Below are 25,443 nucleotides of genomic sequence, written 5' to 3'. Positions count from 1 at the left end.
GCGTCAGGGCGTGCGGCGCCGCAGGGTCAGCGACGCGAGCACGAGAGCTCCGATGCCGAAGGCGACGACCACGAGCAACGGGGCGTAGACGTCCCACCCCTCGTCCCCGGCGGTCACGGCGTTGATCGTGTCGATCGCATAGCTCAGCGGCAGCCAGTCGGAGATCGCGTACAGCACATCGGGCATCTGATCCCGCGGCATGAAGAGACCGCCGAGGATGATCTGCGGGAAGACGAGCAGCGGCATGAACTGCACCGCCTGGAACTCGGTCTGGGCGAACGCGCTCGCGAGCAGTCCGAGCGCTGTTCCCAGCAGCGCGTCGACCACGGCGACGAGTCCGAGCTGCCACAGCTCACCGTCGACATCGAGGCCGCAGACACCGACCGCGAACGACACGGTGATGACCGCCTGCAGCAGCGCCATGACTCCGAAGGCCAGGGCGTATCCGAGGATGAAGTCCGCCTTGCCGAGCGGAGTCGTCATGAGACGCTCGAGGGTTCCGGAGCGGCGCTCGCGCAGGGTCGTGATCGACGTGATGAGGAACATCACGATGAACGGGAACAGCGCGAGGATCGCACCGCCGAACTGATCGAACACACCGTCCTGGTCGCTGAACAGCCACGCGAACAGACCGACCAGCAGGCTCGGCGCGACGAGCATGAGTGCGATCGACCGCGGGTCATGGCGCAGCTGACCGAGCACCCGGCCCGCTGTGGCGAGGATCCGACGGCCGTTCATTCCGCCGCCGCCCGACGCTCGCGCCTCGTGGTGCCGGGAGGCTGGCGGTCCTGCATCCGACTGTCGCGTTCGATCAGAGCGAGGAATGCCGCATCGGGGTCGCCGGTGCCGGTCTCTGCGAGGAGGGCCTTCGGGGTCGTGTCGGCGATGATCCGCCCGCTGCGCATCAGCACGAGCCGGTCGCACCTCAGCGCCTCGTCCATCACGTGGCTGGAGACGATCATCGTCACTCCGCGTTGAGCGAGCCCGCGGAACAGATCCCACAGCTCGACGCGGAGCACCGGGTCGAGGCCGACGGTCGGCTCGTCGAGGACGATGAGCTCGGGAGACCCGATGAGCGCCATGGCCAGCGAGATCCGTGTGGTCTGGCCGCCGCTGAGCGACTCGACGAGCTGACCCGCCTGCGCTCCGAGACCGACCTCCGCGATCACCCGATCGACATCGCCCTTCGGCGCCTTCAGCACTGCCGCGAGGTACGAGAGGTTCTGACGCACGGTGAGGTCGCCGTATACGGCAGCGCCCTGAGTGCCGTAGGCCACGCGATGGCGCAGCTGCGCCGATCCGGCCGGTTCGCCGAGCACCGTCACCGTGCCTGCGTCGACCCTCTGCACGCCGACGATTGCACGCATCAGGGTGGTCTTGCCGCATCCGGAGGGCCCGAGCAGACCGGTGATCTCGCCCTGCGGGATCGTCAGGTCGGTCCCGGCGAAGACGACGGTCTTTCCCCGGCGCACGTGCAGCCCTGCGACCTCGACCGCCGCTTTATTCATCATGTGATGAATTATGCGCTCGCGCGGATTCCCGGTCAACGTCTGACGGCGGTCGACCCCTACTCGAAGAGATACCGCTGCACGGTGGGACCGACGCGCGCGATGATGTCGTCGACGGATGCGGAGGCCATCGGTGCGAGCTTCAGCACGTACCGCGTGAGCAGCAGCCCTGCGATCTGCGACGCGACGAGGGCCGCCCGCAGCTCTGCATCCGCGACGCCGAGCGTCTTCGCGATCTTGCCGATGAGCTCGCGGGCGAGAAAACCGGCCAGCAGCGGCGTCGTGAGCCGGCTGCCGATCGCGGTGCGCATGAGCATCACGCCGCGACGTCGGACATCGGGTTGTTCGAACGCCTCGAGAACATAGCGGACGAGCCGTTCGCCGACTTCGTCTCGGGGACCGGCGACGATCCCGGGCACATCGATGTCGGGTCGGAGCGGGATGCCGACCGCCTCCGCGAAGAGATCGGCCTTGGTGCCGAAGTAGTGGTGCACGAGCGCGGAATCCACGCCGGCCCTGCTGGCGATCGAGCGCACCGTCGACCCGTCGTACCCCTGCTCGCCGAACTCGTCGACGGCGGCACCGATGATGCGCTCGCGCGAGTCCGAGCCACCCCTCGGACGACCGCGCTTTCTCGGCGCACGCTGCTCGGTCATGGCGTCAGCCTACGACCCGCGACCGGGGTGCCGGGACGCGCCCCCTAGTCGAGCAGGTGCCGCAGATACCGCGGCGGGTCCTGCAGGAACGAGCGCCAGTGGTTCACGAGCTCGAGGTCGTTCCACTCGGCAGGACGGATGCCCCAGTCACCCACCTCGAGGATCCGGGCGCCCGGCAGCGCAGCGAGCACCGGCGAATGCGTGGCGCACAGCACCTGGCCGCCGTCGTCGACGATGCGCTGCAGCACGGCGATGAGGGTGAGCGTCGACTGGAACGACAGCGCTGCTTCGGGCTCGTCGAGACAATAGAATCCCGGCTCGTCGAATCGGCTCTCGAGGAGGGCGAGGAACGACTCGCCGTGACTCATCTCGTGGAACGGCACGTCTCCCCGCGGCGAGGGGTTCTCTTCGAGGTACGTGTAGAACGAGTGCATCGTCTCGGCCCGCAGGAAGAATCCCCAGCGGTTCGCTCCGACACCTCGCTGCAGCTGCAGCCATTCCGACAGCGGTGATTCCGTCGGTCGCGTGCTGTGTCTGGCGAACTTCGAACCCCCCTCGGGCGAGAGGCCGTAGGCGATCGCGATCCCCTCGACGATCGTGGACTTGCCGCTGCCGTTCTCGCCGACGAGGAACGTCACCCCGGGCGAGAGGTCGATCCCCTCCTCCAGCACCTGGGCCACCGCGGGGATGCTCATCGGCCAGACCCGCCCGACCTCCGGCGCGTCGTCGCTCGGTCGCACGGCGACGACCGGCTGCTCTCGTCGACGACGACTGCCGGGGGTCCAGATCGATTCCATGCGTTCCTCCTCCGAAGGAGGCTAGCCGCAGCCACCGACGCGACCGTCGGGAGGTCGGGTCAGCACTCGATCACGTTGACAGCGAGGCCGCCCTCGCTGGTCTCCTTGTACTTCGTCGACATGTCGATGCCGGTCTGGCGCATCGTCTCGACGACCGCATCGAGCGAGACGTAGTGGCTGCCGTCGCCGCGCAGCGCGAGACGGGCGGCCGTGACCGCGGTCGACGCCGCGATGGCGTTGCGCTCGATGCATGGGATCTGCACGAGGCCGCCGATGGGGTCGCATGTGAGCCCGAGGTGGTGCTCCATCGCGATCTCGGCGGCGTTCTCGATCTGCCGGTTGGTGCCGCCCATGACGGCCGTCAGCCCTCCGGCGGCCATCGCGCAGGCGGAGCCGACCTCGGCCTGGCATCCTCCCTCGGCACCCGAGATCGACGCGTTCGCCTTGAACAGCGACCCCAGTGCCGTGGCGGTGAGCAGGAACCGCCTGATGCCGCGGCGACGGTTCGCATCGGCGACAGCCTCATCGTCATCGGCCCGGCCGGCGTCGATCGCCCGTGTGCCGTCGAAGCCGAGCAGCGCGCTGCCGACCAGCTCTCCGTACGGCGTCACGGCATTGCCGGCGCCGAGGCCCGAGTCTGCGAGGAACCGCCACCAATACATCGCGACGGCGGGGAGGATGCCGGCGGCACCGTTCGTCGGAGCGGTGACGACCCGACCGCCCGCGGCGTTCTCCTCATTCACCGCGAGCGCGAAGGCGCCGAGCCACTCCCCCGGCAGCTCGCGATGACCGTCGGCCTCTGCCTCCTCGAGCTGGGCGCGGATCATGCTCGCGCGTCTCTTGACCTTGAGCATGCCGGGGAGCACACCGTCGGAGTGCAGTCCGTTCTCGACGCACGCGGCCATGGCATCCCAGATCGCGTCGAGTCCGGCTGCGACCTCTTGTTCCGGGCGCTCGGCGGTCTCGTTGAGTCGCGCGACATCGGCGATGGACAGCCCGTGCTCGTCGCACAGCGCGAGCAGAGACGCGGCGTCGGCATACGAATAGGGCAGCGGCGCCGAGGCGAGCTTCGCGGCTTCTCCATCCCGCCGGATGAACCCGCCGCCGACGGAGTAGTAGGTCTCCTCGGAGACGACACCCGCAGCGGCATCCCACGCGGTGATCGTCATGGCGTTCGGATGACCGGGCAGACGGGTGCGGGGCTCGAACACGATGTCGGTCTTCGAGAACGGGATCTCGTGAGACCCGTCGATTCGCAGCGTCGCCCCGTCGCGAAGGTCGGTCCACGCTGACCGCACGTCAGCCGGATCGCAGTTCTCCGGTGCCAGACCGCGCAGCCCGGCGACGACCGCATCGGGTGTGCCGTGTCCGATTCCCGTGGCACCGAGAGAGCCGTAGAGGGTGCACCCGATGCGCGCGACGCGATCGAACGCTTCTGTCGAGCGGAGCCGGTGCGCGAACTCGAGCGCCGCCCGCATCGGCCCGACCGTATGGGAGCTCGAGGGGCCCACTCCGATGGAGAAGAGATCGAAGGCCGAGACGTACGCTGTCACCTCCTCAGCCTACGTCGTGGCCGGGAAGACGGGTCGGGGCATCGCCGTCAAGGCCCTTCTCGCCGCGGAATCGGAGATCGATCCTGGTCGTGCATCCGATGTGAAAGGGACGACCATGACGAACAGCACTCCTGAGCAGGACCCGACCTCCGGCCTCGACCCCGAGGCCCAGACGCCGACCCCGACACCGTCGTCGGGCGATGCCGGCGAGTTCAAGGACACGGGCAGCACCGCCGAGAAGCCGGCCGAGGCCGACTCTCCTGAAGACGCGGATCCCTCCGAGGTTCCGAGCAACGACGAACTCGAAGAGCCGAGCACTGAGAAGGAGCCGTCGGAAGAGCCCAAGGCCCCGACGCGCAACGACCCCGAGCCCGACCATGAAGCGATCGGGATCGGGGTCATCGACGGTCCGGAGACCGACGAGGGCGACTGAGCGACTCCTACCTCGCTCGCCACCCGGCCGCTCCCGTCGCGATGCACCCTGCGACGGGAGCGAGTTCGGTGAGGGCTACTCGACGAGCTTGCCCTCGGTGTCGACTTCGCGCATGAGCTCGGCGATCTCCGCGGGGATCTCGGGGATCGACTCGTGCGTCACGCCGCCGGTCGGCGACCAGACGAGATTCACCTGCAGCGTCGGGTCGGTGTCGGGGTAGTCGCTGCGGTTGTGGCATCCACGCGTCTCCCGACGCTCCAGCGCCGCCTCGAGCGTGGCGCGTGCGGCGAGAGCCGAAGCCTTCAGGTCGAACGCGTGCGCGAGGTCTTGGAACCCGGCGATGTCGGGGTGGATGCCGATGTCCTCCATGCGCCCCTCGATCATGTCGAGTTCAGCCAGGCCTGCTCGCAGTCCCTCCTCCGAGCGGACGACACCCGCGTGCTGGGTCATGGTGTTGCGGATCGCGCGCTGGAGAGCGCGGACGTTCTCGCGGCCGTCGGCGACGAGCAGGTCGTCGATCTCGGCGCGCGCCTGCGCCACCGCATCCGCCGACCGATGCTGGGCATCGAGCCCCGCCGCATGCGCCATCGCCGCCTGACCGACGATGCGGCCGTAGACGAGAAGCTCGATGAGCGAGTTGCCGCCGAGGCGGTTGGCCCCGTGCAGTCCGCTCGACGCCTCGCCGATCGCATAGAGTCCGTCGACGTCGGTCTGGTGGTCGTCAGGGCGCACCCACACGCCGCCCATCGAGTAGTGCGCCGTGGGAGCGATCTCGATCGGGTCGGTGGTGATGTCGAGCATCTGCAGCTCCATCATCGTCTGGTAGACGCGAGGCAGACGGGTCATGATCGTCTCGCGAGGCAGGTGCGAGACGTCGAGCCAGACGCCGCCGTTCTCCGTTCCGCGGCCCTCGGCGATCTCGGTGTACGCCGCGAGCGCGACGCGATCACGGGTCGAGAGCTCCATGCGCTCGGGGTCGTACTTCGACATGAATCGCTCGCCGAGCGCGTTGCGCAGGATGCCGCCTTCACCGCGCGCAGCCTCGGAGATCAGGGTGCCGGCGGCGTTCTCGGGCTCGATGATCCCTGAGGGGTGGAACTGCACGAGCTCGGGGTCGCGAAGGCGTGCCCCCGCGTCGACCGCCAGGCGGAACGAATCGCCCGTGTTCTCGTCGCGACGCGACGAGGTGCGGCGCCAGATGCGGTTGTGGCCGCCGGCGGCGAGGATCACGGCATCCGCATGGATCAGATAGCGCGTGCCGTCTGACTGGTCGAAGCCGTAGGCGCCGAAGACGACGTTGTCGCGCACGAGCAGACGCGTGATGTACACGTGGTCGAGGATCGGGACCTCGAGCTGCTCGGCCTTGGCGACGAGGGTGCGCTGGATCTCGAGACCGGTGTAGTCGCCGGCGAACGCGGTGCGACGGAAGGTGTGTGCGCCGAAGAACCGCTGCGAGATGCGTCCGTCGTCTTCGCGGGCGAAGTCCATGCCCCAGCGCTCGAGGTCGCGGATGCCGCGCTCAGCACCCTGCGTCACGATCTCGACTGTGTGGGGGTTGGCGAGCAGGTAGCTCTCCTTGATGGTGTCGGCCGCGTGCTGCTGCCAGCTGTCGCCCTCGTCCATGGTGCCGAGCGCGGCGTTGATGCCGCCGGCAGCGAGGGAGGTGTGGGCATCCTGTCGGGGGCGCTTGCCGACGGCGAGGACGTCGATGCCGTGTTCGGCGACCTCGATCGCCGCGCGCAGCCCGGATCCGCCGGTGCCGATGACGAGGACCGTGGTGGAGATCTGACGTTCGCGAGTACTCATGCATCTCACGCTAGTTAGGGCGACCTAATTACTCCAATGCATTGTTCTACTGGTATCGATAGACTGCAGGCATGAACCTCGAGCAGCTCCGCGGGTTCGTCGAGGTCGCCCGCCTCGGCCACTTCACCCGCGCCTCCGAGCACCTGCACCTCGCCCAGCCGTCGCTGAGCCGACAGATCTCGACCCTCGAGCGCGAGCTCGGTGCCGAGCTCTTCCACCGCGCACGCGGTCACATCGGCCTCACCGCCGCCGGAGAAGCTCTGCTCCCCCGTGCTCAGCGGATGCTCGCAGAGTCAGACGCGATCCGTGAGGAGATGGCCGAGCTCGCCGGGCTCCGCCGCGGACGCGTGCGCCTCGGAGCACCGCCCACCCTGTGCATCAGCCTTGTCGCCGAGGCGATCAGCACCTTCCATGCCGCGCACCCCGGCGTCGACCTGCACCTGACCGAGAGCGGGTCGAGGCTGCTCGTCGACCAGCTGGCCGTCGGGGCCGTCGACATCGCGCTCATCACGGAGTCGGAGGGACCCCCTCCCTCGGGATTCAGTCTGACTCGGATGCCGCTGCTCACCGAAGAGCTCGTGGTGGTGTCTGCGGCGTCCGAGCCTCCGGTGTCGACGTCGTCGATCATGAGCCTCCACCATCTCGCCACGCTGCCGCTGATCGCCCTCGACGAGACCTACGAGCTGCGGGCCACCACCGACGCGGCGTTCCGCTCGGCGGGGCTGACTCCGAGCTTCGTCCTCGAAGGCGCCGAGATGGATGCACTGCTGCGCTTCGTCGAACGAGGGGTCGGCGTGGCCGTTGTCCCGGCGATGGTGCTGCTCGACCAACCGGCGCTGCGGTCGGTCAGGATCTCGCACCCGATGATGAGGCGCACCGTGAGCCTGGCCCACCGCGCCGACGTCACACCCGCCGTGGCGGTCGCCGCGATGCGGCACGTGATCGTCGGCACAGCGGCGGAGGTCGCCCGCCGCGACCCCGCCATCACGAGCCTGCTCGGCTGAGGCGAGTCAGGCGGTGAACATACGGGTGAGCCGGACCACCAGCAGAGCGACCGACACGATCAGCCCCAGGTAGGCGAGCACGAGACCCGTGATGGCCGCAGCGCGGAACGCACCGCGCCTCCGAACCGATGCGTGTCCGATCAGCACAGCGGTCGCCGCGATCGCGATCGCGACGACGTAGCCCACGACGCCGCTCGGCACCACGAACGACGACAAGATCGCCAGCACGCCGCATGCCAGGCCCGCGACATGCCACACCCGGTTGTTCTGGGCCTGCTCGGGAAGCGTCATGGGCACGAGCCTATCGAGTGGGGTCAGCCGCGGAGGCACCCGTCGGAACTCGGCGATCACAGGCCTGCGCGAGTGATCCGGTCAGGCGTCCTCGTACTCGTCGGGCGACCACTCCTCGCGCCACTCGATGACCGGTCGGTCGCCGTCGAATCTGATCGGCAGCCAGACGTAGTCGGCGATCGAGGTGTCGACGTAGGCGAACTCCTCCATCGGCTCGTCGCCGTCTCTGCCCGGTGCGAAATGCTCGATGAAGGCCTGACGAGCTCGGTCGCCATGGTCGAGGTAACGCGGAAGCCAGCGATCGGCGATCGCGATGTAGAGATCTTTCTTGCCCGGGTGCCGGAACACCGACGAGATCTGCGAATGGAACGATGTGCGGGACTCATCACTCGGATGCAGGTCGCCGAGCACCTCGAACGGGCCGTGATAGCTGCGCGCCACGGCTGACTCCGAGGGGTTCGGGTAGTACCCGGTCGTCCCGGAGGTCAGCAGATAGTGCAGCCCGCCGCGCTGGAAGTGCGCCGGCGCCTCCCGCACGAACGGGGGCTGCGGCTGTGGGAAATGCGTCGAGTAGTATCCCGTGACGTCGGTGTAGTCACTGGTCAGATCGGCGCAGATCATCTCGGAGTGCACGCGCTCGAAGTAGTAGTAGCCCTTGCCGTCGTGCGGGTCGACGACCAGATCGAAGTCCCCTGCGCTCATGTCGAGCGGGCGCAGCCATGTGCGCTGGATCTCATACGGGCCCAGGATGCTGTCGGCGGTGAGCACCGTCGAGCGCTGCACCGATCCCTTCGTCATCACCTTGACCCAGCACACGAACTTGCCGGTCTGCGCATTGAAGATGATGTGCGGACGATCGAGGCCCTGCGACGGATGCAGCGGCGAGGACTCGTCGTCCTCGTCGGGTGGGATGATCACGCCACGGTCATCCCAGTTGACGAAATCCGTCGACGAGTAGCAGCGCACGCCCCAGTGCCAGATCCCGCTGCCGGGAGTCGAGAACTCCTTGTTCTCTCCGTACCAGTAGTGCACGCCGTCGACCGTGAGGACAGAGCCGCCGTGGGCGTGGATCCGCTCGCCCTTCGTGTCGAGCCATACCTGCCCAGGCCGGATGTACTGCTGCGTCATGATGCTCCCTCGGTCTCGAGAACGGGCTCCGGCCTGCGCCACCCGAAGAACGGACGCTCGGGGTCGTCGGCCACCGCTCGGAAGGTCGTGGTGAACGAATGACGACCCGGTCCGACGGGGATCTCCTCCGCGGATCCGGGCAGCACCAGAACGCCTGTGGATGCCGCGGGCACCTCGACCTCGATCGACAGGCTCTCGCCGTCTCGTCGCCAGGAGATCGCCGCTGCGCCTCTCACACTGTCGTACCACGCACCCGCATGCTCGAGCCCACCGCCCGGCCGCGGCTCGAAGCGGATGCGCTCCCACCCGGGTGCGTCAGCGGCGAGCCCGGCGACCGCGCGATGCAGGAAGTCTGCGACGGCTCCCAGCGCGTAGTGATTGAACGATGTCATGTCGCCGGGGTTGATCGATCCGTCTGGCAGCATGCTGTCCCACCGCTCCCAGATCGTCGTCGCACCCATGCTGACCGGATACAGCCAAGACGGGAGCTCGTCCTGCAGCAGCAGGTGGTACGCGTAGTCCATGCTGCCGGCGCGCACCAGTGCATCACAGATGATCGGGGTCCCGACGAAACCCGTCGAGATGTGGAACCCGCCGGCTCCCACCAGCTCCTGCAGTCGAGCACCGGCTCGCCGCACCTGTTCCTCGTTCTCGAAGAGCTCGAACACGAGCGCGACGGCGATCGAGGTCGGTGTGTCACTGACCACTCGACCGGTGTCGCTGAGGAACTCGTTCTGAAAGGCGCGCGCGGCACGCTCGGCGACCGTGCGGTAGTGCGTGGCATCCGATTCCTCGCCGAGCAGCGTCGCCGTGTCGGCCAGGATCCGAGCCGTGCGCACGTGATAGGCCGTCGCCACCAGGTACTTGTCGGTGTGCGACTTGCCGGGGTCCTCGGGCGGCGCGGTCGGGTCGAGCCAGTCGCCCAGCTGGAAGCCGGTGTTCCACAGCCCCGAGTGCCCGGTGAGGTCGTCGACGAGGTCGACCCAGGCGCGCATGCTCGCATACTGATCGGCGAGGATCCGCAGGTCGCCGTCGTTGCGGTACAACTCCCATGGGACGATCACGGCCGCGTCACCCCAGGCGGCGGTGGGGAAGTTCGGAAAGCCGCACTCGACCCACGGAACGAAGTTGGGCACGTGCCCCTGGTCGTTCTGTTCGAACGCGAGGTCGCGCAGCCAGCCGGTGAGGGTGCCGTGGGCCGCGAACAGCCGAAGCGCGGTCGGAGCGAAGACCTGGATGTCACCGGTCCACCCCACCCGCTCGTCACGTTGCGGGCAGTCGGTCGGAAGATCGACGAAGTTGTCGCGCATGCTCCACACGACGTTCGAGTGCAGCTTGTCGAGTCCCTCGTTCGAGGACTCGAACCAGCCGGTGCGACGCATGCCGGTGTGGATCACGACGGCCTCGACGTCGCCCTCACGGAGCTCGCCGGGCCAGTTCTCGAGCTCGGCGTACTGGAAGCCGTGGATCGTGAACCTCGGCGTGTATGTCTCCTCACCGCGCCCCGAGGCGGTGTACGTGTCGATCGAGGTCGCCGCACGCAGCGGACGGGTGCCGAGTTCCCCGTTCTCGATGACCTCTGCGTGGTGCAGCCGCACGGTGTGACCCGCCTCCGCCCGCACCTTGATGCGCAGCACACCCGAGATGTTCTGTCCGAAGTCGAGTCGGATGCGTCCGCTCGGCTGGCGCGTGATCGAGACGGGTCGCAGCGTCTCAGTCTCCTGCACCGGCAGGGCCGTCGGCGGCTCGATCGCCGCGGGGAAGTCGGACCGGGCGAGCACGGCCGCCGGAGACCAGCCGGAGGCGTCGTGACCGGGGGTCGACCATCCGTCGTGCGTGAGCCGCGCATCGAAGGTCTCGCCCTCATAGAGACCGACCGAGGTGATCGGCGACACAGACGTGCTCCACTCGAGGGGCACCCGGTGGTGGGTGCCGTCAGCCGTGGTGACCTCGAGCTGCGCGAGCAGCGCGACATCCGATCCGTAGATGTCCCACACGCCGCCGTCGAACCCGATGTGACCGCGGTACCAGCCGTCGGCCAGCCAGGCGCCGATGACGTTCTCGCCGCTGCGGAGCGCCGCCGTCACATCGTGCGTCTGATAGCGGAGGCGGTGGCTGTAGCTCGTCCACCCCGGGGCGAGCACGTCGTCACCGACGCGTTCGCCGTTGACCTCGAGCTCGTAGACGCCGTGGGCGGTCGAGTAGACCCGCGCTCTGACGATGTCATCGGGCAGGGCGCCATCTGCGATCACCGCGCGCATCAGGTAGGCCGGGCGGGGCGCATCGCGGGCGGCTTCGACGGAGGGCGACACGAAGTCGACCGCCCAGTCATCGCCGAGTCCCGCCTCGATCCTGACGGGCTCACTCCACACCTCCGAATCGACGGCGCGGATACGAAGCTCGCCTCCGTCGCGCGGAGCGAGCGGCGCGAACGGCCACGCCACGCGCTGCGTGGTGGTCGCCCGCACGACGCGGGGGGCGCCGCCGTCGGGGGTGAACGCCAGCTCGAACGCCGGGGCCGCGGCATCCGCCACGAAGGAGATCCGCGGCACGACCTCTCCGATCCCGACGGTCTTGCCGCCGCGTCGGTTCTCCAACCAGATCTCGATGATGTTCGTCATGTCAGCCCTTCACCGATCCTGCGGTCAGGCCCTTCATGACCTGCTGGTTGAGGAACACGTAGATCAGCAGTGTTCCGAGCACGTTGACCGAGATCGCGGCGAAGGTCGGCCCGTACTGCACCGCACCGTACTCCCCGGTGAAGTTGAGCAGCCCGACCTGGATGGTACGCAGATCGCTGCTGTTGGTGAACGTCAGAGCGATGAGCAGGTCGTTCCAGAGGAAGAAGAACTGCACCAGTCCGATCGTGAACAGGGCGTTCTTGACCAGCGGCAGCCCGATGGAGAAGAACGAGCGGAAGATCGAGGCTCCGTCGAGAGTCGACGCCTCGAAGACCTCGCGCGGCACCGATCTGAAGAACGTCGCCATCATGAACACCGTCAACGGCATCCCCAACGCGACGTACGTGATGATGAGCGGCCACAGCGTGCCGGTCATGTTCGTGCGGAAGTAGATGGTGAACAGCGGCAGCAGGATCATCTGCGCGGGCACCATGATGCCCGCGAGGAACAGCAGCAGGACGGTGCCTCTGCCCTTCCACACCATCACCTCGAGCGCGAAACCGGCGGCCGTGCCGAAGACGAGGATGATCGCGAGCGACGGGAAGACGGCGAGAACGCTGTTGACGATGTACTTGCCGAACTCACCCGTGGTGAACACCTCGACGTAGTTCACGATGTCCCACGACTGCGGCAGGGCCCAGAACGGTTCGTTGAGGAACTCGTTCTGCGTCTTGAACGACCCGAGGATCATCCACAGGATCGGGTAGATCTCGACGATGAGCAGCACGGCGATGAGCAGCCGGATCGGTAGCCGGCGCAAGAAGTCGCGGGCTCCCCGGCGGTTCGGGTCGACGTCGCGGCGGGTGGGCAGCGGCGTGCCCGTGACGATGGCGGTTGTCGCACTCACTGGTTCAGTCCTTCGTCAGATCGCGGCGGGTGGAGCGGAAGATGAAGACCGTGAACAGCAGGCACAGGATCGTCAGCATGAGGGCGATGGTGCTGCCGTACCCGTAGTCGCCGTAGGCGAACGAGGTGCGGAACATGTACAGGGTCAGCGGTGTGGTCGCGTTGCCCGGCCCGCCGTTGGTCAAGGCGACGACGGTGTCGAACACCTTGAGCGTGCCGTTGATGCTGAAGATGATCGACGACAGCAGCACGGGCAGCGACAGCGGAAGGATGATCGTGCGGATGAGCTTCCATCCGGATGCGCCGTCGATGCGCGCCGATTCGATGAGCTCATCGGGGATGTCGACGAGGCCGGCGTAGAGAAGCACGGCATAGAAGCCCATGGACCTCCAGAGGTCCATCGCGATGATGACCCAGAACGATGCGTCGGGGGTGCCGAACCAGTCGAGGTTCTGCACGCCGAGGATGCCGAGGAACGAGTTCACCGGACCGACGGTCGGCGCCGCCTCGAACAGGCGCTGGAACAGCAGTGCGACCGCCACCGTGGGCAGCACCACGGGGAAGAATACGATCGTGCGGATGATCCCCGACCCCTTGCGGAGCCAGAACACGTACATCAGGGAGAGCAGGTACCCCACGATCACCTGCAGCGCCGTGAGGATGAGGGCGTACTTCAGCGTGAAGAAGATCGCGTCCCAGGCGGCCGGGTCCTGGAAGAACTTCGTGAAGTTGGCGAACCCGTTGAAGGTGAAGCCGGTGATGGGGTTGCCGTCCTGCACCGTGTAGAACAGCGACCACACGATCGGGACGAGCATGACGAGCGAGTAGACGAGCAGCGCGGGTCCGAGAAGGACGAAGATGGCGCGCTTGTCACCGAGGACTTTGTGCATGGTGGATCTCCTGATGCGACGACGACGGTCCCGGGGCGAGCGGCGCCCGCCCCGGGAGTGGGTCAGCCTTCGTCGTTGGCTGCCTGGACGAGCTTCATGAACTCTTCGCCGGAGAGGCTTCCGTTGGCGAGACCTGCACCGTTGTTCTGGCTGATGCCGGTGGCCTTGGGAGTGAAGAGCGCCTCGAACCAGAGGACGCTGGACGGAGCGTTCGCGATCTCCTCCTGCACCATCTGGGTCGTCGGGGGCAGGTCGGACGGCGGGTTGTCGACCACGAAGCCCGAGACCACACCGCTGTCGTTGAGCGCGGTGTCGCCGTAGCCCTCGGCGATGCACTTCAGCCAAGCGGCCGAGTCGTCGTCGTAGTTCTTCTCGGCGAGCATCACCGGGATGCCGACGTTGGCCGGGATCTGGTCGATGCTGCCTGCGCCGCCTTCGACCTCGGGGAACCGCGCGAAGCCGATGTTGTCGGCGCCGATCTGGTTCTGTGCCTCGTCGTTGAAGTTCGCGAGCACCCAGCTCCCCATGTAGTAGAACGCGGCCTTGCCAGACAGGAACAGGTTGAGCGAGGCGTTGTAGTCGATCGAACCGACCGCGTCACCGAAGTACCCGGCCTTGCCGAGCTCGGCGACCGCGTCAGCGGCTTCGACGTACTCGGGGTCGGTCAGCTTGGCGTCGCCGTCGGCGACCTTCTGCAGGGCGTCGGGGCCGAGCGTGCGGAAGATGTAGTCACCGACGAGCCGCGTGACCGGCCAGCCATCCTTGCCTGCCGTGGCGAACGGCTGCACGCCGGCCTCCTTCAGCGTGGACGCGGCGTCGACGAGGTCATCCCAGGTCTGTGGTACCTCGACGTCGTTCGTCTCGAGAAGCTCCTTGTTGTACCAGAAGCCCTCGATGTTGAACTCCGTCGGCAGCGCGTAGAGCGCACCGTCGCCATAGAGCGCCTTAACGGTCGACTCTGCAGCGGGCACCAGACGGTCGGACACCCCCAGGTCGTCGAGCGCCTTCGAGAGGTCGAGCACCTTGCCGCCGTCGATGAACTCCGACATGAGTGCCGGGGTTCCGGCGGCCATCTGGATGTCGGAGAGTCCGTCCTGACTCGCGAGCAGCTGCAGCTGCTGGTCCCACTGAGTGCCGGATATGTCGTCGGACTTCAGCGGAGCGGCGTCGGCGGCGGCCTTGCACTGGTCGCCCGCGAGGGTCTCCAGCGTGGTGATGATCGTGGTGTTCTCGGTCTGGCCGAGGTAGGTGAACTCTCCGTCTCCGGCGCCGGATTCCGATCCGGATCCTCCGGAGCTGCCCGAGCAGGCCGAGAGCGCGAGTGCACCGATACCGATGAGCGCGATTGCGGGGGCAAGGCGACGGGCGCGCCTCGTTGCTGTGGTCACTGTTCCTCCTTGAAGAGCGACGCCTCTTTTGAAGCGCTTCATTCACACCATGCCATACAGAAAAAGAGACTGTCAAGACCGTTACCGATCAGAAATGAAGCGCTTCATGAATTGACATGCTCTAGAGTTGAAGAGCCAGGTCATGGCGAGGATGCCGAGGAGGAAGACGTGACCGACACTCCCCCTTCCGGGCGATCGAAGCCCAGCATGGCGGACGTCGCGGCCCACGCCGGTGTCGCGCTCGGCACGGTCTCGAACACCCTCAACAACCCCGAGAAGGTGCGCGAGGCCACGCGGCGCAAGGTGCTCTCCTCCATCGCCGAGCTGGGCTTCGTGCGCAACGACGCCGCACGTTCGCTCGCCGCGGGAAACAGCACATCGGTGGGGCTGGTGCTCGCCGACCTCGGCAACTCGTTCTTCGTCGACATCGCCCGTGGAGCCGAGCGTGCGCTGCGCCGCCACAAGATGGACGTCCTGATCGTCAACTCCGACGTCGACCCCGACCGCGAGGTGCACAACCTCGAGCTCCTCGATCGTTCGCGGGTGGCCGGCATCATCCTCGCCCCTCTCGACACGGCGCTCGCGAAGTCGCCGCATCCGGAGAACCGCACCACCCCGACCGTCCTGGTCAACTTCGAGTCACCCTCGCTCGCCTACCCCGGAGTCACCGTGGACGAGCGCCACGGAGGCGCACTGGCCGCGTCGCACCTGATCGCCCTCGGCCGCAGGCGGCTGCTTTTCGTCGGTGGACCGCGGTTCCTGACAGCGGTCAACCAGCGTTGGGAAGGGGCGGAGCAGGCCACGGCCGCCCACCCCGGGGCCACCATCGAGATCCTCGAGACCCGAGGCGTCAACATCCGGCACGGGCGGGATGCCGGCAGGCAGATCCTCACCCGTGGTGCGGGAACGTACGACGCGATCGTCGCGGCATCCGACCTCGTGGCGATCGGGCTGATCCAGATCCTCAACGAGGTGCCCGGATTCTCGGTGCCGGGCGACATCGCCATCACCGGCTACGACAACAACCACTTCGCATCGGAGAGCGCGATCCCGATCAGCACGGTGAGCCAGCCCGGCGAGGAGATGGGAGCCGTCGCTGCCGATCTGCTGCTGGAGCGCATCGCCGACCCGGGAGCTCGCGCCCGCAGCGTGACGCTCGAGCCGCGCCTGCTCCCGCGCACCTCCACCCTCGGCGAGATGTGGCGTCGGGACTGATCGCCGAACACGATCTCACCGGGCAGGCAACGCAAAACCCCCGCCGCTTTCGCGACGGGGGTTTCAACTGATGTGCGCCCGAAGGGACTCGAACCCCTAACCTTCTGATCCGTAGTCAGATGCTCTATCCATTGAGCTACGGGCGCTCCTGGACCGCTCAGCGGGCCGTAGAACAGCCTACAACAGACGCGACGCGAAAGCGAAACGAGGGCTCAGTCGTCACCGTCGGGCGTGTTCTGCTTCTTCTTGCGCTTGGCCTTCGCGCGCTGCAGAGACGACAGAGCCTGCAGATCGACGAGGCGCAGCGCCTGCATCCGCGCCTCGCGCATCCGCTCGTAGTCGGGGTCCTGATCGGGCCGCATGCCCTCGACACGCAGTCGACGATCGAGGTTGTGCCGCACGTCGGCCCAGGCGCCCTCGCGGGCTTCCTCGACGATGACACGCAATGCGGCCTCATCCTCCATCATGTCGCGCAGCTTGGTCGCGACCCCGTGCGACTGCTTGGCCCGCCGACGCAGGTTGCGCACATCGCGGTCCCGGTAGTCATGGGTTCCCGAGGGGTCGGAGTGGCGCCCGCGAGCGCGCTTGCGCAACTCGGTCATGTTGCGCTCGACCTCTTCGGACTCCTCAGCCATCGCCCGCAGCGCTTCGCGCGCATCGGCGATGTACTTGTCCGTGTCGAAGACGCCGTTCTCGGCGATCGTGCCGATGAGGATGTGATTCTTCACGGCGAGGCGCGCCGCAGCGGTCGCGATCGCGACGCCTTCTGCGATGGCATCTGCAGTTCGTCCCACCGCTACCTCCTTGCTTCGAGCGTACCGGTATCGCTCTCGGTTGCAGTGGGCCAGAATGGATCGGAATCGGGTCTCCGCGACCTGCTCCGCGACCGGCTGCTGCTCGGATCGCCGCCAGGAGGGGTGCAATGAAGCGTCTCACGCTCACCGGAAGCACGACGGTCATCACCGGCGCTGCGAGTGGGATGGGCGCCGACATCGCCCGCCTGCTCGCGCGCCGGCGCGTGCATCTGGCGCTCATCGACCACAACGCCGAGGGGCTCGCGGCCCTCGCCGCCGAACTCGGGGGTTCCACCGTCACCACGCACATCGTCGATCTGCGCGACGACGACGCCGTCTTCGCCGCGGCCGACGAGATCACCGCAGCGCATCCGCGCGTGAACGCTCTGATCACGTGCGCGGGCTCGTCGATGCTCGGAGATCTCGAACAGCTGACCATGGAGGAGATGCGCTGGCTGACCGATGTGAACCTCTGGGGAACGGTGTCGATCACGAAGGCGCTGCTGCCCGCCCTGCGTGCGGCACCCGCTGCGCACATCTCGCACCTTGCGAGCGTGTACGCGCTGGCCGCGCCCGCCGGACGCATCCCGTACTCCCTGAGCAAGTTCGCCGTGCGCGGGTTCTCCGAGGCGCTGCGACACGAACTCGAGGGCACCTCGGTGACGGTCGGTGCGGTCTACCCCGCCGGCGTGCGCACGGGCATCATCCTGCACGGAAGATATGCGGCCGCGATCGATCCGGCGGTCGCCGCGCGCGCCGCAGCGGCGCAGGCAGCGATGTATCACACCGAGCCGACGGATGCCGCCGCGCTGATCGTGCAGGCGACAGAGCGTCGCCGCGCGCGGACGATGGTCGGCAGGGAGGCGCGGCTGATCGATGTTCTCGCACGCCTCGCACCGACGGGCTACTGGCGGGTCATGCGGGGCCCTCTGCGCGAGGCCATCGACACGACCACCCCGATCGCCTGACTCAGCGGACCGCGCCGACCCAGATCCCCGACGCCCACGACTGCTGCTCGCTGTCGCACCCGATGGACCCGGGGTAGCCGCGCACGACCGCCATGCAGTTGGCGAGGAACTCGGGGTCGCCGCCGAAGGACGAGTAGTAGACGTCCGACGAGGTCAGGGCGCCCCAGACCCGGAACTGATAGATGTGGGCCAGCTCGTGCGCCATCGCCCAGTTCAGCCGGTCGACGCTCCAGTCCACGATGTCGGCGCGGTACTTGATGTAGCCGCTGCTGTTCGCGCACGCCGGCGCGGTGCCTCCCGCACATGAGGCCGATTCGTAGAGGCCGACGCCCCCTCCTCCGACCCGGTCGAGGGCGGCGCGCACCCGCGCGAATCCATCCGGCCCGCTCGACGACCAGGCCGGGCCCGACGGCGCCGCGTACTGCGCCGCCTCCCAGCTGCCGATGTCCTGCCCCACCCTGTCGATGAGCGCATGCACGGTGGCGGTGGCGGCGATGACCGTTGCCGGGTTCTTCCGCTCGGCGAGGACGGACTCCTGCGCCGACATCGCGGCCGCCCGGTGCGCCGAGGTGTCGATCTTGCCGTCTGCTCCCTCCATCGCCACTCTCAGCGCGGTGATCTCAGCGACGAACGCGGGCCGTACCTCGAGCACGGCGGCGCGCGCAGCGGTGTCCTTCTCGGCGATCGCGATCGACCCTTCGAGATGGTCGGTGCGCATCTGCGCCGTCCGAGTCGACTGCGCAAGCGACTGCAGCTCGGCGATCACGGCCGCCCTGTCTTCGTCGAGAGCGACGGCGCGAGCGACGACGCCCGCACCCAGCATCAGCGCGGCGACCATGGCGACAGAGAGGACCCGTCGGATCACAGAGATCCCCTCATGGCAGCAGACCCGAGGTGTCGGAGAGGAGCGTCTCCTGTTCGGCGATGGCCGTGCGCAGCGTGGTCAGCTGCCCTGCGAGGCGCAAGTTCACCTCGTGAGCGGCGTCGAGCCGCTCTTCGGCCTCGACGACGGCCGCCCTCGCCTCGGCGAGCGCCTCCACGCGCTGCTGATCGGCGACAGCGATGAGCACCGTTCCGCCGAGGAGCAGCAGCCCACCGGCGACGACGGCAACGCCTCTCATATCGCTCCCCAGGACACGACGATTTCCGGAACGATTCCGTAGGGCCAATATATCCCCGCCCGAGATCACTCTCCAGACCGGTGCGCGCTCGGTGCGGGGCGGGACAGATGGATGCTCAGATCGAGTACGCCTGATCGCTGAGGCGCCGTTCCGCGGCTTCCTGACCGCTGGCGAGGTGGCGGGGGATCATCCAGCGGAGGGTGTCGGTGTCACGCGCTGCGACAGCGTCGAGAATGAGGCGGTGCTCCTCGGCCATTCCGAGCAGATCGTCGTGCTGTCCGAACAGCCAGCGCAGGCGCGTGACGAAGACGGAGATGAGTTCGCCGAGCATCTCGTTGCCGGCGAGCTCGGCGGCGATCTCGTGGAACTCGCCCGCCGCTATGCGGGCGGCTTCGACCTGGTCGGCGGATGCGGCGGCGAACTCGCGCTCGTAGGCCGCCCGAAGCCGCGCGATCCCCTCGTCGGTGTGGCGCTCGGCGGCGAAGACGAAGATCAGCGTCTCGATCGCCGCTCGGACCTCTCCGAAGTCCCGGATGTCATCATGCGTGAACTCCCGCACCACTGCCCAACTGCGTGGTCGGGCGACGACCACTCCCTCGCCGACGAGCGTGCGGATCGCCTCGCGCACGGGCAGCCGCGACACGTTGAGCTCCGCAGCGATGTCCCGTTCGATGAGCCGGGATCCGGGGGCGCGTCGACCGAGCACGATGTCGTCGCGGAGAACGCGCGTCACCCTCACCGACTCGAGTTCGCCGGTAGTCCCCACCCCCACCATGCCGGAATTATCGCACTCGCCGATCCGTCCGACAAGTTTGGTATCCCAACGGAACGCATATGTTACCGTTCCGTGCCTCGTCGGACGGCTGACATGAGAGAGGAGAGCGGATGCCGCCGGCATCCCTCCCCTCTCCCCTCACGTCAGGGCAGACGGTTCGCGATCGCGAGGTTCTCCGTCAGCTCGTCGGCGTTCTGTCGTACGACGTACGCCGGCCGGCCCCGCTCCACGCGCCAGGACTCGCTGAGGGATCCGACGTTGACCGTGTCGAAGCCTGCCTCATCGTAGAAGCGGGTGACGAAGGCGACGGCCTCGGCATCATCACCGGCCGTGGCGAGCGCGCGTCGATCGGGCGTGCCCGCCGGCGACCCGTCGGTCGTGATGTCGGCGGCGTAGATGTGGTTGAACGCCTTGGCGATGCGCGAGGTCGGCAGCTGCGCCTGCAGAAGCTCCGAGGTGGTCGTCTCGCCCCGGTCGAGGGCGTCGATGTGCCCGTCGCGCTCGAAGTAGTAGTTGTTCGTGTCGAGCACGATCTTGCCGGCGAGATGCTCGACGGGCAGCTGGTCGATCTTGCCGAGCGGCACCGTGACGACCACGACGTCGCCCGCGGCGGCGGCGTCGGCAGCAGTCGCGGCCGTCGCCCGATCGCCCAGCTCCGCGACGAGGCCCGCGAGGGTCTCCGGTCCGCGCGAGTTCGCGATCACGACGTCATAGCCGTTGGCCACGGCGACGCGTGCGACCTGGCTGCCGATGTGTCCTGCACCGATGATTCCGAGAGTAGTCATGCTCGGGCCAACGTGTGGGCGGCCCTGCTATTCCCCCATGACGCCGCGTGTCGCCGATCACACCGTGAGCAGGAACCGCTCCTCGATCCGGCGGTAGCCGAGGCTCTCGTAGAGCGTGATCGCCGAGGTGTTGAAGCCGAAGACATGCAGCCCGATCGAGTCGGCTCCCAGCCGTGACGCCTCATGCTCAGCCGCGAGCATGAGGTCGCGACCGTAGCCCTTGCGACGCCGATCGGACGCGATCTCGATGTCGAGGATGAACGCATGCGGCCGCCCGCCCCGGCGGCGCACACCGATCCACAGCACTCCGACCTCGTCGCCGTCGACGTGAGCCGTGAAGAGCTCCTGCCCCTCCGAATCGATGCCCTCGGGAAGTTCGAGCTCCATCTGCCGGTGCGACTCGACCACCGCATCCTCTGCCGAATACCGGCCGGAAGACACCAGATCCTCGGCGAAGGCCGCTTCGGATGCCGCGGCGAAGCTCGTGAATCGCTCGGGCGTCATCGGTGTCACGACAAGGCCACCGGACGCGTGAGGCGCGCGAGGCGGGAGAGGTTCGAGAAGCATCTGGATCGACGCGACCTCGAAGCCTCGTCCCTCGACGAAGGCTCTGCCCGCGGTGTCGGAGGAGTGCAACGCGATGCTGAGGCGACCGACGTGCTGCCTGCGTGCCAACGACCGGAGCTCATCGAGCAGCTCGTCGAGCTGTCGCGCGGTCGGATCGATCGCGAACGCGAGATCGACGATGATCAGCACCCCGCTGTTCGCGGCGAGCCACACCGTGCCGACGCGTGTGCCCTCTTCATCGATCGTGAGGATGAGCGAGGTCTCGGTCTCGTGGCCGGCCGCGAGCAGGTCCCCCAGCACGGCATCGACGTGCGAGCCGGCATCCTCGCCGATGAACATCCCCGACTCCTGCCGAAGCGTCACGAGCCGCGCTCTGGTGGCCTCGAGCCAGTCGTCGAAGCGGTCTGCGCTGAGCGGGGTCAGGTCAAGAGGCATGAGTCCATCCTGCACCGCATGGCGCCGAGGCTCATGCCTTGTGGAGTGCGTCCTCCACGGCGACCCACGCCAGCATGGCGCATTTCACTCGCGCCACATAGCGCGAGACGCCCCCGAGGGCGGCGGCGTCGCCGAGCAGCTCCTCATCCGGTTCGATCTTGCCTCGCGAGCGCATCGCCTCGCGGAACGCGGCGATGCGGACCTCGAGCTCGTCGACCGTGAGCCCCTCGGCGAGTTCGGCGAGCAGCGACGCGGATGCCTGCGAGATGGCGCATCCGTGGCCTTCCCACGCGAGCGCCTCGATGCTGCCGTCGTCGGCGCGATGCACCTGCAGGGTGACCTCGTCACCGCAGGTCGGATTCACCTGGTGCGACTGCGCGGCGATCTCGCCGCGCAACCCGAACCCGTGCGGGGTGCGGGAGTGGTCGAGGATGAGTTCCTGATACAGGTTCTGCAGGTCGCTCATGCGCCCCTCCGGAAGAAGTCGATCGCGCCCTCGACGCCGTCGAGCACTGCATCGATCTCGGCCTGGGTCGTGTACAGATATGTGCTGGCCCTCGTCGACGAGGTGATGCCGAGACGACGATGCAGCGGCTGCGCGCAGTGATGTCCCACGCGCACGGCGATGCCGCGGTCGTCGAGGAACTGGCCCACGTCGTGCGAGTGGATGCCGTCGACGTCGAAGCTCGCGAGCCCGACGCGCGGCAGGTCGATGCCGGCGCCGAGCACGCGCACCCCGTCGATCGCTGTGAGCCCCTCGACGAGTCGTCTGCCGAAGGCTGCCTCGTGCGCGGCGATGCGCGGCATGCCCACCGCGGTCAGGTAGTCGATCGCCGCGGCGAGCGCGACCGCCTGCGAGACCCGCTGGGTGCCGGCCTCGAAGCGCTGGGGCGGTGGGAGATAGGCGGCCTCCGTCGTGGTGACCGTCGTGATCATCGAACCGCCCGTGAGGAACGGCGGCATGGCTTCGAGCAGCTCGCGCCGCCCGTAGAGGGCCCCGATGCCGGTGGGGCCGAGCATCTTGTGTCCCGACAGCACGGCGAAGTCGACATCGAGCGCGCGCACGTCGAGCGGCAGATGAGGAGCCGACTGGCAGGCGTCGAGCACGACCATCGCGCCGACCGCGCGGGCCATGGCGACGAGCTGCTCGACGGGGTTGATCACGCCGAGCACGTTCGACACGTGCGTGAACGCGACGACCTTCGTACGCTCGGTGATGAGGTCGGCGGCCGCATCGAGTCGGAGGGCTCCGTCGTCGTCGAGCGGGATCACCCGCAGGGTCGCGCCCGTGCGGGCCGCGAGCTCCTGCCACGGAATGAGATTCGCGTGGTGCTCCATCTCGGTGGTGACGATCTCGTCGCCCGCACGCAGCCGAAGACGCTCGGCAGCCGCTCCCCCGCGTCCCAGCGACGCGTTCGATATCGAATAGGCGACGAGGTTGAGCGCCTCGGTGGCGTTCGACGTCCACACGATCTCGCCCTCGTCGGCGCCCACGAACCGCGCCACGGTCGCACGGGCATCCTCGAACACCTCCGTCGCCTCGGCGGCGAGGGTGTGTGCGCCGCGATGCACGGCGGCGTTCAGCGTCGAGGCGAACTCGCGTTCGGCGTCGAGCACGGCGAACGGACGCTGCGAGGTGGCACCCGAGTCCAGATACATCAGGGGATGCCCGTTGACCTCGGCGCGCAGGATCGGGAAGTCCTCACGGAGGCGCCGCACCTCCACGTCGGTCAGAGCGCCACCTCCCGATGGGGCGATCACGTCGGATTCGCGGGAAAGGCTCATCCTTCTAGCTTCTCATCTGGCGCACCCTGCGGGGCGCCCCTTCGCGCAGAGGAGTCGGTCAGGGCACCACGAGGATGTGGTCGGTATCTGCGAACCCGAAGATCCCCGTCGCCGGGTCGACATAGCGCAGCGTGACCCGATGGAGTCCCGGCCGGATATCGACGAACGACACGATGGTCGACGCGCCCGTGAGCAGCACGGTCGACGCAGGACCCCCGTCGACGGATACGGATGCCGTCGACCCGGCGACGCCCCGAACATCGAGCGCGAGGTCATCGCGCCTCCCGTCGCCGTCGGAATCCGTGCGCGAGATGACCCCGTCCGAGTTCTCACCCAGTCCCGGAACGGGGAAATACACCGGTCCGGTCGACTCGCTCGCCGTCTGCTCGCCCGTGGTCGGCGAGGTCTGCCGCATCGAGATCGAGATGCCCTGATGAAGGAACTCGACGTCGGGACGAACCGAGAACGTTCCGTCCGCAGCGACGACCGTTGTGGCGAACACGCGGCCCGTCTCATCGACAATCTCGACGGCTGCACCCGGCGTCCCGGTGCCGGTGATCACCGGCGGAACGGCCGTGGTCGGCAGGATGCTCCAGGAGATCGTCACGGGCGGACCGACGGGAGGCTCCACCACCGGAGGGTCCACCACCGGCGGGTCCACCACCGGAGGGTCCACCACCGGAGGGTCCACTGCCGGCGGGTCCACGACGGGAGGCTCGACGACCGGAGGGTGTTGCGCGGGGACCGACGGCGGTCGTACCGGGGGTGGGGTACGCACGTCCCCCGGTGTCGAAGGCTCGGTGGTGTCCGCGGGCGCCGGAGGCACGGCGATCGGATCCTCGACGGCCTCGCGATCGGGCTGCGGCTCAGGGACCGACGCGGGCGGCTGCGGTTCGACAGGAGGCTCCGCCTCGATCGGAGGTTCGGTGGGCGCCGGGGAATCGATCGGTGCCGGAGATTCGACCGGTGCCGGGGCGCCAGCCGATGCGGGCGATTCGATCGGAGCCGGCGATGCGACGACGAGTGCGGACGACTCGTCGGCATCCGGGGATCCGACCGGCGCCAGCTGCGCGGCGACCGCCGCGACCGCGACGACCGCCGTTGCCGCGGCGACAGATCCGCCGACCACGAGCCACTGCGACGTTCCTCGGGGGATCCAGCCCGTCATCGAGGCCGCCATGGCGGGCGCCGGAGATCCGGCCGAATAGGCTGCCGCCGCAGGTCCGCCGATGACCACGGGCAGCAACACGGCCCGCAGCTTCGACGAAGCCCGCTCGATCTCGGCACTGGCCATCGTGCATCGGGTGCAGCGTTCGAGGTGCGCGTCGAAGCGCGCGCGGTCGGCGCGCGCCACATGGCGCTTGCGACCCTGCGCCACGATGCGCTCACACGTCCACCGGCATTCGGGGTCGCGTCCGGGTTCTGTGATGTGCGCCTGCAGCCATGCGAGCTTGAACCCCTCCCTCGCCCGCGCTGCCAGCACCGAGACGGCGTTCGGGGTCATGCCCATGAGCGGTGCGATCTCTCGCGGCTTCATGCCCTCGACCTCGAGGTACCAGAGCAGGGTGCGCCATCGCTCGGGGAGATCCTTGAACGCCGCTGTCAGCAGCGCCTTGTCCGACAGCAGGTCGAGCGAGTCGTCGGTGTGCTCGACCGGCAGCTCGTCGATGTACTCGAGCGCGACGACGTCCTTCTGCTTGCCTCCCCAGGTGGCCGCGGCACTGCGCACGGCAGCGAAGATGTAGGGCCGGAAGGCGTCGGTCGGACCGCCGCCGTTGCGGATCGCGCTGAAAGTCTTGGCGAATGCCTCGCTGACGAGGTCCTCCGGATCGATCGAGCTCGTGATCGAACGCGCGGCGCGAAGTGCGGCCGGCGAATGACGATCCCAGAGCACGCCGAACGCTCTGCTGTCCCCCGCGCGGGTGGCGAGCACGAGCTCGTCGTCGCTCACCTCGGAGGCGGTCCGCATGCGCCGCTCGCGCACAGTCGAGGCGCTCACGGCGTGGCCCCGGGGGCG

25 protein-coding genes and 1 tRNA gene are annotated in these 25,443 nt (G+C 68.1%); 4 read left to right on the top strand and 22 right to left on the bottom strand.

All coding sequences use genetic code 11. The features are described from left to right. Window positions 1-3: 3 nt before the first annotated feature. Genes ASF87_RS09460 through ASF87_RS09440 form a run of 5 tightly spaced genes read right to left on the bottom strand, consistent with a single transcriptional unit; the run spans window position 4 to window position 4,514 of the window. A complete protein-coding gene (locus ASF87_RS09460) occupies window positions 4-738 on the bottom strand; it encodes an ABC transporter permease (RefSeq protein WP_056375633.1) in 735 nt (244 codons plus the stop codon). Beyond that, complete coding sequence (locus tag ASF87_RS09455; protein WP_157550040.1) at window positions 735-1,511, bottom strand: ABC transporter ATP-binding protein; 777 nt, start codon at window positions 1,509-1,511, stop codon at window positions 735-737. Before ASF87_RS09455 ends, ASF87_RS09460 begins: the two co-directional genes overlap by 4 nt. Window positions 1,512-1,567: 56 nt before the next feature. After that, the gene (locus ASF87_RS09450) at window positions 1,568-2,164 is read right to left on the bottom strand and encodes a TetR/AcrR family transcriptional regulator (RefSeq protein ID WP_056375632.1); all 597 of its coding nucleotides are present in this window, start codon (window positions 2,162-2,164) and stop codon (window positions 1,568-1,570) included. A 44-nt stretch (window positions 2,165-2,208) separates the two neighbouring features. Further along, window positions 2,209-2,961, bottom strand: coding sequence for an AAA family ATPase (locus ASF87_RS09445; protein ID WP_056375631.1), 753 nt, complete (start codon window positions 2,959-2,961; stop codon window positions 2,209-2,211). A gap of 59 nt (window positions 2,962-3,020) precedes the next feature. Beyond that, window positions 3,021-4,514, bottom strand: coding sequence for an L-serine ammonia-lyase, iron-sulfur-dependent, subunit alpha (locus ASF87_RS09440; RefSeq protein ID WP_056375630.1), 1,494 nt, complete (start codon window positions 4,512-4,514; stop codon window positions 3,021-3,023). 16 nt (window positions 4,515-4,530) lie between these two features. Here ASF87_RS09440 and ASF87_RS09435 point away from each other — a divergent pair, with 16 nt between their 5' ends. Continuing rightward, a complete protein-coding gene (locus ASF87_RS09435; protein ID WP_235558916.1) occupies window positions 4,531-4,947 on the top strand; it encodes a hypothetical protein in 417 nt (138 codons plus the stop codon). Window positions 4,948-5,022: 75 nt separating this feature from the next. Here the strand turns inward: ASF87_RS09435 and ASF87_RS09430 are convergent, their stop codons facing one another. Beyond that, window positions 5,023-6,753: an L-aspartate oxidase gene (locus tag ASF87_RS09430; RefSeq protein ID WP_056375629.1), complete on the bottom strand. Its 1,731-nt coding sequence runs from the start codon at window positions 6,751-6,753 to the stop codon at window positions 5,023-5,025. Window positions 6,754-6,824: 71 nt separating this feature from the next. On the opposite strand from ASF87_RS09430, the gene ASF87_RS09425 reads away from it, so the two are divergent. After that, window positions 6,825-7,757, top strand: coding sequence for a LysR family transcriptional regulator (locus ASF87_RS09425; RefSeq protein ID WP_056375628.1), 933 nt, complete (start codon window positions 6,825-6,827; stop codon window positions 7,755-7,757). Window positions 7,758-7,763: 6 nt separating this feature from the next. On the opposite strand, the gene ASF87_RS09420 is transcribed toward ASF87_RS09425, so the two are convergent. The 6 genes from ASF87_RS09420 to ASF87_RS09395 all read right to left on the bottom strand — a co-directional run bounded on the left by ASF87_RS09420 (window position 7,764) and on the right by ASF87_RS09395 (window position 14,981). After that, window positions 7,764-8,048: a hypothetical protein gene (locus ASF87_RS09420; RefSeq protein ID WP_056375627.1), complete on the bottom strand. Its 285-nt coding sequence runs from the start codon at window positions 8,046-8,048 to the stop codon at window positions 7,764-7,766. A gap of 81 nt (window positions 8,049-8,129) precedes the next feature. Continuing rightward, window positions 8,130-9,176 (bottom strand): family 43 glycosylhydrolase, encoded by a 1,047-nt coding sequence (locus ASF87_RS09415; RefSeq protein ID WP_056375626.1) that lies wholly within the window; start codon window positions 9,174-9,176, stop codon window positions 8,130-8,132. Continuing rightward, window positions 9,173-11,797, bottom strand: a complete 2,625-nt coding sequence (locus ASF87_RS09410) for an alpha-L-rhamnosidase (protein ID WP_082508818.1) — start codon at window positions 11,795-11,797, stop codon at window positions 9,173-9,175. The genes ASF87_RS09415 and ASF87_RS09410 overlap by 4 nt, the downstream gene beginning before the upstream one ends. 1 nt (window position 11,798) lies before the next feature. Further along, a complete protein-coding gene (locus ASF87_RS09405) occupies window positions 11,799-12,704 on the bottom strand; it encodes a carbohydrate ABC transporter permease (RefSeq protein ID WP_082508817.1) in 906 nt (301 codons plus the stop codon). A 4-nt stretch (window positions 12,705-12,708) separates the two neighbouring features. Next, window positions 12,709-13,593 (bottom strand): carbohydrate ABC transporter permease, encoded by an 885-nt coding sequence (locus ASF87_RS09400; RefSeq protein ID WP_056375625.1) that lies wholly within the window; start codon window positions 13,591-13,593, stop codon window positions 12,709-12,711. Between the two features lie 62 nt (window positions 13,594-13,655). After that, the gene (locus ASF87_RS09395) at window positions 13,656-14,981 is read right to left on the bottom strand and encodes an extracellular solute-binding protein (protein ID WP_235558915.1); all 1,326 of its coding nucleotides are present in this window, start codon (window positions 14,979-14,981) and stop codon (window positions 13,656-13,658) included. Window positions 14,982-15,149: 168 nt separating this feature from the next. Between ASF87_RS09395 and ASF87_RS09390 the strand changes: the two genes are divergently transcribed. Continuing rightward, window positions 15,150-16,196, top strand: coding sequence for a LacI family DNA-binding transcriptional regulator (locus ASF87_RS09390; RefSeq protein ID WP_235558914.1), 1,047 nt, complete (start codon window positions 15,150-15,152; stop codon window positions 16,194-16,196). Between the two features lie 73 nt (window positions 16,197-16,269). Here ASF87_RS09390 and ASF87_RS09385 read toward each other — a convergent pair. Beyond that, a tRNA-Arg gene (locus ASF87_RS09385) sits at window positions 16,270-16,342 on the bottom strand. Between the two features lie 66 nt (window positions 16,343-16,408). After that, the gene (locus ASF87_RS09380; RefSeq protein WP_056375623.1) at window positions 16,409-16,990 is read right to left on the bottom strand and encodes a hypothetical protein; all 582 of its coding nucleotides are present in this window, start codon (window positions 16,988-16,990) and stop codon (window positions 16,409-16,411) included. 128 nt (window positions 16,991-17,118) lie between these two features. Here ASF87_RS09380 and ASF87_RS09375 point away from each other — a divergent pair, with 128 nt between their 5' ends. Continuing rightward, window positions 17,119-17,958 (top strand): SDR family NAD(P)-dependent oxidoreductase, encoded by an 840-nt coding sequence (locus tag ASF87_RS09375; RefSeq protein WP_056375622.1) that lies wholly within the window; start codon window positions 17,119-17,121, stop codon window positions 17,956-17,958. Window position 17,959: 1 nt separating this feature from the next. Here ASF87_RS09375 and ASF87_RS09370 read toward each other — a convergent pair whose 3' ends face one another. The 8 genes from ASF87_RS09370 to ASF87_RS09335 form a co-directional block, all read right to left on the bottom strand. Beyond that, window positions 17,960-18,823: a hypothetical protein gene (locus tag ASF87_RS09370; protein ID WP_235558913.1), complete on the bottom strand. Its 864-nt coding sequence runs from the start codon at window positions 18,821-18,823 to the stop codon at window positions 17,960-17,962. 10 nt (window positions 18,824-18,833) lie between these two features. Then, window positions 18,834-19,079: a hypothetical protein gene (locus ASF87_RS09365; protein WP_042537114.1), complete on the bottom strand. Its 246-nt coding sequence runs from the start codon at window positions 19,077-19,079 to the stop codon at window positions 18,834-18,836. A gap of 115 nt (window positions 19,080-19,194) precedes the next feature. Further along, window positions 19,195-19,812 (bottom strand): GntR family transcriptional regulator, encoded by a 618-nt coding sequence (locus ASF87_RS09360; RefSeq protein WP_235558912.1) that lies wholly within the window; start codon window positions 19,810-19,812, stop codon window positions 19,195-19,197. 185 nt (window positions 19,813-19,997) lie between these two features. After that, window positions 19,998-20,639 carry an NADPH-dependent F420 reductase gene (locus tag ASF87_RS09355; RefSeq protein WP_056375620.1) on the bottom strand — a complete coding sequence of 214 codons (642 nt, stop codon included), beginning with the start codon at window positions 20,637-20,639 and terminating at the stop codon, window positions 19,998-20,000. Window positions 20,640-20,696: 57 nt separating this feature from the next. Continuing rightward, entirely contained in the window at window positions 20,697-21,641 is a 945-nt protein-coding gene (locus ASF87_RS09350) for a GNAT family N-acetyltransferase (protein WP_056375619.1), read from the bottom strand. 31 nt (window positions 21,642-21,672) lie between these two features. After that, entirely contained in the window at window positions 21,673-22,107 is a 435-nt protein-coding gene (sufU, locus tag ASF87_RS09345; RefSeq protein ID WP_056375618.1) for a Fe-S cluster assembly sulfur transfer protein SufU, read from the bottom strand. Further along, complete coding sequence (locus tag ASF87_RS09340; protein WP_056375617.1) at window positions 22,104-23,426, bottom strand: cysteine desulfurase; 1,323 nt, start codon at window positions 23,424-23,426, stop codon at window positions 22,104-22,106. Before ASF87_RS09340 ends, sufU begins: the two co-directional genes overlap by 4 nt. A gap of 58 nt (window positions 23,427-23,484) precedes the next feature. Beyond that, on the bottom strand, window positions 23,485-25,425 hold the full coding sequence (locus ASF87_RS09335; RefSeq protein WP_056375616.1) for a sigma-70 family RNA polymerase sigma factor: 1,941 nt from the start codon (window positions 25,423-25,425) through the stop codon (window positions 23,485-23,487). Window positions 25,426-25,443 lie beyond the last annotated feature (18 nt).

It is taken from the genome of Microbacterium sp. Leaf161 (genome assembly GCF_001423645.1).
Taxonomy (GTDB): Bacteria; Actinomycetota; Actinomycetes; order Actinomycetales; family Microbacteriaceae; genus Microbacterium; species Microbacterium forte.
The sequence above is the reverse complement of the archived record's forward strand: the minus strand, read 5'-3'. Positions and strand labels throughout refer to the sequence as shown.